Raw genomic sequence first — 6,940 nt, 5'->3', positions numbered from 1 at the left:
GGACCAACAGGACCAACAGGACCAACAGGACCAACAGGACCAACAGGACCAACAGGACCAACAGGACCAACAGGACCAACAGGACCCACAGGACCAACAGGACCAACAGGACCAACAGGACCAACAGGACCCACAGGACCAACAGGACCCACAGGACCCACAGGACCAACAGGACCAACAGGACCAACAGGACCCACAGGACCAACAGGACCAACAGGACCAACAGGACCAACCGGACCAACCGGATCAACCGGATCAACCGGATCAACCGGATCAACCGGATCAACAGGATCAACAGGATCAACAGGATCAACAGGATCAACCGGATCAACAGATCTTGTTAAGGATGAATCAGTTGATCCAGTCAGTTTGGATGAAGTTAGAACGGTGATAATAAATGGAAGTTATCGTTATATAGAGAAAGAGGCACAAAAAGAGTATTACTCACGAACACTACAAGCTGGCGATTTGAAAGATGACAATGTAGTAATCATTACACTCTCAAATCAAAGCTCAGTCTCTGCCAATGATGTTAAGTATGATTATGAGCTACCAGAAGGGTCTGAGATTCTATCTAACAATTGTTCTGGCACCTTGAATAGTAATGCATCATGTTCATTAATCATTAGGTATCCGGAAGACCAGTTGTTAGAGGATATTAACTTCAAGGCCGTTTATGATAATGACAGCAAGATTAACCTTGTAGTACCTACAGGTGAAGAACCCGATGTCGATTCACCTTCTGTGCCATAGGTAGTTGGTCTGTTTCTGCCCATATAGGATTAAGATAATGATTATATGGGCAGTGACGTCATACCAACTCGATTCACTCGTGCTAGAGCGTGTCAGCTTTTCTGAAACTCCCCTGATAATCAAAAATCTTATCAATGATTTTCCAGTAGTGCTTTTCCTTGTGGGCAATCACAAAATCCGGTTTACGGAACTTTTTGCGATTGTGGATAACATTATCCACAGTTGATGCTTTGAAGGGCTCACCACGATTGATTAGCGAGTGTTTACCAAAATGGTGATAGAAAGCGCCTTGCTGTGCGGGAGTGTCCAGGCGGAAAAATTCACTTACCTCTGCTCCGTCTTCATCATGATAAGTGACTTTCAGGCGTGTATTTCCCTTACTATCTTTACTGCAATTCATCTCCATGCCGGAGCAACGGATAACCATGCAGTTTTTTAAGTTCAGGGCATCCCGCAGTTTTTTATCGGGGTCTACAAGGCCGTTCTGACACTCATGACACTTTCTGGCGGCAATGTCGTTTTCAGCACCACATTTGTCACACTCTTTGAAGCGATAACGAAAACTGCATTGTTCTTTTTCGCCTTCAAACTCCTCAAAACCCTGGCATCGTCGTCCATAATGTTCAACCAGATCCCCATCGCCATCAACAATTCCCCAGAAACTGTTCTCGTTCCCGCAGGCAGGGCAAGGGACGGTGACCGGTACTGCTTTTGAATCAGGCTTTGGTTCACCAACTTCCGGGCTGAACAGGCTGAAGCGGTTACCGGCATAATCAATGATCAAACATTCTTCTTTTCCTTCAGCAAGCCTCAGCCCACGACCCGCAATTTGCTGATAAAGGCTGACTGATTCTGTCGGACGAAGGATTGCAATTAAATCTACATGAGGCGCATCAAAGCCGGTGGTTAAGACAGATACGTTAACCAGAAACTTCAGTTGCTGATCTTTGAAATCATTGATCAAACGGTCCCGCTCTTTTGCTGGTGTATCGCCAATAATCAGCGCACTTTCATTCTCTGGAAGGTAGCTAATAATTTCCCTGGCATGATCAACGGTGGAGGCAAAAACCATCACGCCCTTGCGATCAGTGGCTTCGCTTGTCACTTGGTCAATGATTTGCTTGGTTGCTCGGGTGTTGCCTTTTAGCAACTGGTTCAATTCTTGTTCCGGATAACGACCAAAGCTGTCTGTGGATAAAAGGCTGAAGTCGTAAAAAACAATGGGTGCATCCACCACATTGGGTTTCGTTAGGTAGCCGTTATCGATCATATAAGAGAGTGGTAGTTCAAAAAGGCAGTGTTTAAAGAAACGAGGCTCTTCGGTTCTAACAATGCCTTTATTGTTCAATCCATTCTTATATTGATAGAGCCAGCCCATACCAAGACGATAAGGCGTTGCAGTTAAACCAAGCACTTTCAGGTTAGGGTTTAACCGCTTAAAGTGTTCCACCACTTTCTGATAGCTGGAGTTTTTCTCCATGGAAACCCGATGGCATTCGTCAATCACCAGTAAGGTGAATGCTTTTTGCTCGGGCTCATGGTGGAATTGGCTCAGGTTACGAACCACGCTTTGCACACTGCCAAAAACGACCTGTTCAATGGCTTCTTTTTGCCCAAGCCCGGCGCTGAAAATAGACGCTTTCAGACCATAGCTTTCATACTTATCGTGGTTTTGTTCCACCAATTCTTTCACATGAGCCAGAACCAGTACTCGCCCACGAGCGATGCGTGCGAGCTCTGAAATAACCAGGCTCTTTCCGGCGCCGGTGGGTAAAACCAATAATGCAGGATCGTTGGATTGGCGAAAGTGCCGTATCACACTGTGTACGGCATCGGTTTGGTAGGGGCGAAGCTGATAAGCCATTCAGAAGTCGAAATCTAAAAAGTGGTTAGCCAAATTTCTGCTGCAGGAAATTCAGAATATCGCCGGATTCGTACATCCACACATCCGGCTTTCCAGCTTCTTGAATACGGAGACAAGGAACTTTGACTTTACCACCGTTCTCCTGCAATTCCTGGCGGGCTTTTGGGTCATTCATGGCATCCTGGGTCTGAATATTCAGCCCCAGTTTATGCATACCACGACGCACTTTGATGCAAAACGGGCAGGCTGTGAATTGGTACAAACTCATATTGGCAGTCTGAGCGTCCACTTCTGCCTGCGCCTGTGGAGCGCGTTTGAGGCCTCGGGGCCGAGTCACCACATCCATGGCTGCAATACTGTATCCCAACACGTTACGAATTATTTTTAAAAGCATGTTTTGGTCATTTAGTGAATGTGGATCGAAGCTTCAGTGTATCAGACTAACTGATTCTTCTTGAGCGCTGAGTAAATTTTTCGGGCAGTTTTTTCCAGCCGACCAATATCCCCGAGATTGGGTTTTTCGCCATGACCGAGTCGATGGCTCCAATCGAGCAACTCCTGATCCAGAAATTCCAGCAACTTTTTAGAGCAACCTTTGCAGTTTCCTGAACACAGCTCCGCTTCAGAGAGGCCAAAAGGAATGGCAGTGCGAATATCCGCAATCAATATTGCCATGGCCTCGGGCGTAGAAGGTTTCATAGAGTGATTCACTGGAAAACATTAGCAGCCATTAGAATATATCGAATAGTGCTGAAATTATGAGAAAAAGACCTGATATTACGACCTGCAAACACTGCACGAGGTCGTTGGCAAGGTGTATGATGAACACCACAAGAATAATACCAAGGTGCTAATTAATGAAGCCGGAAACCATCGCCCTGCACGCAGGTTATGAAGGTGATTCTTCCACCAACGCTGCAACAACGCCAATTTACCAAACGGTCTCTTATACGTTTGATGATACTCAGCACGGTGCTGATCTGTTCGATCTGAAAGTACCGGGCAACATTTACTCCCGTATTATGAACCCTACTAATGCGGTGCTTGAATCCAGGCTGGCTGCGTTAGAAGGTGGCATTGCGGCACTGACCGTCGCTTCCGGCATGATCGCCATAACCTACGCGATTCAAACCATCGCCGACGCTGGCAGCAATATTGTCTCAACCAGTCAATTGTATGGCGGCACCTATAACTTGTTTGCCCATACCTTTCCACGACAGGGCATTGATGTTCGTTTTGCTTCCCACGATGATTACACGGCTCTGGAAGCATTGATTGATGAGAATACCCGGGCGTTGTTCTGTGAATCTATCGGCAACCCGCTGGGCAATATTGTTGATATTCAGCAGCTGGCAGACATTGCGCATAGGCACGGTGTGCCACTGATTGTGGATAACACTGTGGCAACACCAATACTGTGTCGTCCAATTGAGCACGGCGCAGATATTGTTGTGCACTCTCTGACTAAATACATTGGTGGTCATGGTACAACACTGGGTGGCGCAATTATCGATAGTGGTAAATTTGATTGGGCGGCTAATAAGAAACGCTTCCCTATTCTGAATGAACCGGATCCTTCTTATCACGGTGTCGTCTATACCGAAGCACTGGGTGCCGCTGCATTTATTGGTCGTGCCCGGGTTGTCCCTTTAAGAAATACCGGTGGCGCTCTGGCAGCACAAAGTGCTTTCCAGCTTATGCAAGGCTTGGAAACGCTGTCTTTGAGAATGGAAAGACACTGCGAAAACACTGAAAAAGTAGCGGCTTACCTGAAAAACCATCCACAGGTGAATTGGGTTAATTATGCGGCCATGGATGAAAGTCCATTCCGTGAAACGGCAGAAAAGATCACCGGTGGTAAGGCATCCGGCATTATCAGCTTTGGCATCAAAGGTGGTAAAGAAGCTGGTGGACGTTTTATCGATGCGTTGCAGATGATTCTGCGCTTGGTGAATATTGGCGATGCGAAGTCTTTAGCCTGCCACCCTGCATCAACGACTCACCGACAGTTGAACCCTCAGGAGCTGGAATCGGCGGGTGTATCAGAAGACATGGTTCGTCTATCCATTGGTATTGAGCATATCGACGATATTATTGGCGATATTCAGCAAGCTCTGGAAGCCAGTCAAGGTTAGTTCAGGGTGGCCAGGTCACGTACCTGGCTATTCTTTTGTTCAGGGGTGACGGATGAGTCGATACATGCGTACAGAGTGCTGTTTAATTCTTTGAAGATCAGCATCATTCCATCGCGAAATGGGCGTCCTTTTGGCTCGCTTCTGAGTAGGCGTGACAACAGGTTTTTGAATATCTTGAGCTTTTTTATGCTGACAGGAGTGGTTCTTTGAAGAGCTTTGCTCCAGTGGCAGTGCATTGAGTCTAGCCAGAACTTCCACTTGGTGTGCATCTCTGGATTTTTTCCACTTTGTGGCAGACTTATTAGAAAGGTAATTAAGACGCTTCAGCACTTCATTTTGATGTTTATTGCGTGATAATTCCCATTTGGTGGCTGCTTTATCAGAAAGCTCAGATAGCTGCTTAAGTACATCACCCTGATGCTTATCTTGAGAAAGCTCCCATTTGGTGGCGGCTTGATCAGAAAGCTTATTCAATCGAGTTAAGATTTCAGTTTGATGTTTATCGCGAGATCTTTCCCACTTGGAGGCAACCCTGTCTGAAAGAGCAGAGAGTTGTTTTAATACGCCATCTTTATGTGTTGTTCGTGATAGTTCCCATTTAGACGCTTTTTCCGGAAGCATCTTGCTTATATGGGTGTTTACAGCAACGCTATAGTAGCCAGAGCTGGCTTTGGCGGAATTAGCCATCATTTTTGGTGCGGCGTTTCTTTGGTAAGCTTGTGTTATAACAGAGCCCATTCCTTGGCTTGGGTTATTTGTAATAGTACACATATCCTGCCTCCCTGCTTCAGTAACGGGTGAAGCTACTGATACTGGCGAATTGTTTTAAAATCCATTTTGATCTTATAAGTATTAAATCTTACAGGCTTCTTGACAGTTTCGCCGTTGGACAAAGGTCGTTGGGTCGTTTTGATCGGACTAAAGTTGTAGGATCAGGAAAGGTGAAGATTTCTGGTGCTGAAAAGTTCAGCACCAGAATTGGCCGAAGAGATTTTTCAGTTAATCAAGGCTTTTTTTAGGCGTAGGAGCTTTTCATTGAGGACACTTGCGGGGCAGCCCAGATTTAAGCGGATAAAGCCACTCCCATCTTCACCAAATGCATATCCCATGCTCGGAATAACGCCAGCGGAATGTACTTGTTTCTCCAATGCTTCATCACTTAAGCCAAGGCTTCTGCAGTCCAGCCAGGAAAGATAAGTGGATTCCTGACGTCGGTAGATGATGTTTGGCAGTTCAGCTTTTATAAATTCATCAAGAATACGGCTGTTTTCGTTTAGATATATGATGGTCTGATCAACCCACTCGGCGCCATTTCGATAAGCAGCCTGATTCGCAACCAGGCTGAAAGCGCTATAAACATCAATTCCATAAGCCTGCAGTTTATTTTTGAACGGGATGGACTCTACCTCGTTGGGAATCATGGTGTTAGTCAATCGCAGAGATGGCAAACCAAATGTTTTAGTGCCAGCGATACAAACCGCCATTTTTTGCTGCAGTGACTCGTCAACTCGTAGACAACTGAAGAATCGGTGCTCCGAAAAATCGATATCTGCCCAGATTTCATCAGAAATAAGGTAAACACCATACTGGTGACAGAGTTCGCAAACCTTCGTAATTTCCTGCTCAGTCCAAACCCGACCTACCGGATTGTGTGGGTTGCAGAAAATCATCACCTTAACACCGGCTTTGAATTTCAATTCGAGATCATCAAAGTCAATGGTGTAGTAACCATTGTCGTTAACCAGCGAAGAAGTAACGAGGGTGCGTTGCGTATTGGTGATGGTGCGGAAAAAAGCGTGGTAAACGGGACTCATGACCAGTACCTGATCATGTTGCTGACTCCAGCACTCGATCAGCATGGCGATAGCTGGAAGGCTGCCCGGTGTCGTATGAAACCAGTCCTTTTGCAGGGTTACCTGATGGCGTTCACGCCACCAATCAATCAACGAATTGAAGTACTCTTCACTGCGCTCGGAGTAACCAAAAATACCGTGATCCAGACGTTCCTGCAGCGGTTTGAGGATAAAATCCGGCGCTTTAAAGTCCCAGTCCGAAACCCAGCTTGGGAGCGCTTCACCTTCAGGAACGCCAAGCCACTTTTCCATATAATCCCACTTCAGGCAGTCCGTGCCGTAGCGGTTGATAACAGCATCCAGATCGGGGTGCATAATAAACCTCAATAGAAAAA

Annotated in this window: 8 protein-coding genes; 3 read left to right on the top strand and 5 right to left on the bottom strand. The window is 46.2% G+C overall.

Translation table 11 applies throughout. The features are described from left to right. On the top strand, nucleotides 1-391 hold a 391-nt coding region (locus tag Q1B11_RS18510; RefSeq protein ID WP_299735166.1), incomplete at its 5' end, for a hypothetical protein. After that, nucleotides 370-753: a hypothetical protein gene (locus Q1B11_RS18505; protein WP_299735164.1), complete on the top strand. Its 384-nt coding sequence runs from the start codon at nucleotides 370-372 to the stop codon at nucleotides 751-753. The genes Q1B11_RS18510 and Q1B11_RS18505, both read left to right, overlap by 22 nt. A gap of 82 nt (nucleotides 754-835) precedes the next feature. Here Q1B11_RS18505 and Q1B11_RS18500 read toward each other — a convergent pair whose 3' ends face one another. The 3 genes from Q1B11_RS18500 to Q1B11_RS18490 are packed head-to-tail and all read right to left on the bottom strand — an operon-like array spanning nucleotide 836 to nucleotide 3,316. Further along, nucleotides 836-2,617, bottom strand: a complete 1,782-nt coding sequence (locus tag Q1B11_RS18500; protein ID WP_299735162.1) for a DEAD/DEAH box helicase — start codon at nucleotides 2,615-2,617, stop codon at nucleotides 836-838. 25 nt (nucleotides 2,618-2,642) lie between these two features. Further along, complete coding sequence (locus tag Q1B11_RS18495) at nucleotides 2,643-3,011, bottom strand: glutaredoxin (protein WP_299735160.1); 369 nt, start codon at nucleotides 3,009-3,011, stop codon at nucleotides 2,643-2,645. Nucleotides 3,012-3,052: 41 nt separating this feature from the next. Further along, nucleotides 3,053-3,316, bottom strand: a complete 264-nt coding sequence (locus tag Q1B11_RS18490; protein WP_299735158.1) for a hypothetical protein — start codon at nucleotides 3,314-3,316, stop codon at nucleotides 3,053-3,055. Nucleotides 3,317-3,474: 158 nt separating this feature from the next. On the opposite strand from Q1B11_RS18490, the gene Q1B11_RS18485 reads away from it, so the two are divergent. Then, on the top strand, nucleotides 3,475-4,752 hold the full coding sequence (locus Q1B11_RS18485) for an aminotransferase class I/II-fold pyridoxal phosphate-dependent enzyme (RefSeq protein WP_299735157.1): 1,278 nt from the start codon (nucleotides 3,475-3,477) through the stop codon (nucleotides 4,750-4,752). Nucleotides 4,753-4,791: 39 nt separating this feature from the next. Here the strand turns inward: Q1B11_RS18485 and Q1B11_RS18480 are convergent, their stop codons facing one another. Then, nucleotides 4,792-5,523: a hypothetical protein gene (locus Q1B11_RS18480; RefSeq protein ID WP_299735155.1), complete on the bottom strand. Its 732-nt coding sequence runs from the start codon at nucleotides 5,521-5,523 to the stop codon at nucleotides 4,792-4,794. A gap of 224 nt (nucleotides 5,524-5,747) precedes the next feature. Continuing rightward, nucleotides 5,748-6,920, bottom strand: coding sequence for a MalY/PatB family protein (locus Q1B11_RS18475; RefSeq protein ID WP_299735154.1), 1,173 nt, complete (start codon nucleotides 6,918-6,920; stop codon nucleotides 5,748-5,750). Between the last annotated feature and the right edge of the window lie 20 nt (nucleotides 6,921-6,940).

This window comes from uncultured Endozoicomonas sp. (genome assembly GCF_947495845.1).
In the GTDB taxonomy this organism is placed as follows: Bacteria; Pseudomonadota; Gammaproteobacteria; order Pseudomonadales; family Endozoicomonadaceae; genus Endozoicomonas.
Note: the sequence above shows the minus strand (reverse complement) of the source record. Positions and strands in the feature narration are given on the sequence as shown.

Excerpts from the sequence above, each read along its gene's own strand:
- Q1B11_RS18500 (WP_299735162.1), bottom strand. The coding sequence starts at position 2,617 with ATGGCTTATCAGCTTCGCCCCTACCAAACCGATGCCGTACACAGTGTG.
- Q1B11_RS18490 (WP_299735158.1), bottom strand. The coding sequence starts at position 3,316 with ATGAAACCTTCTACGCCCGAGGCCATGGCAATATTGATTGCGGATATT.
- Q1B11_RS18485 (WP_299735157.1), top strand. The coding sequence starts at position 3,475 with ATGAAGCCGGAAACCATCGCCCTGCACGCAGGTTATGAAGGTGATTCT.
- Q1B11_RS18475 (WP_299735154.1), bottom strand. The coding sequence starts at position 6,920 with ATGCACCCCGATCTGGATGCTGTTATCAACCGCTACGGCACGGACTGC.
- Q1B11_RS18480 (WP_299735155.1), bottom strand. The coding sequence starts at position 5,523 with ATGTGTACTATTACAAATAACCCAAGCCAAGGAATGGGCTCTGTTATA.
- Q1B11_RS18495 (WP_299735160.1), bottom strand. The coding sequence starts at position 3,011 with ATGCTTTTAAAAATAATTCGTAACGTGTTGGGATACAGTATTGCAGCC.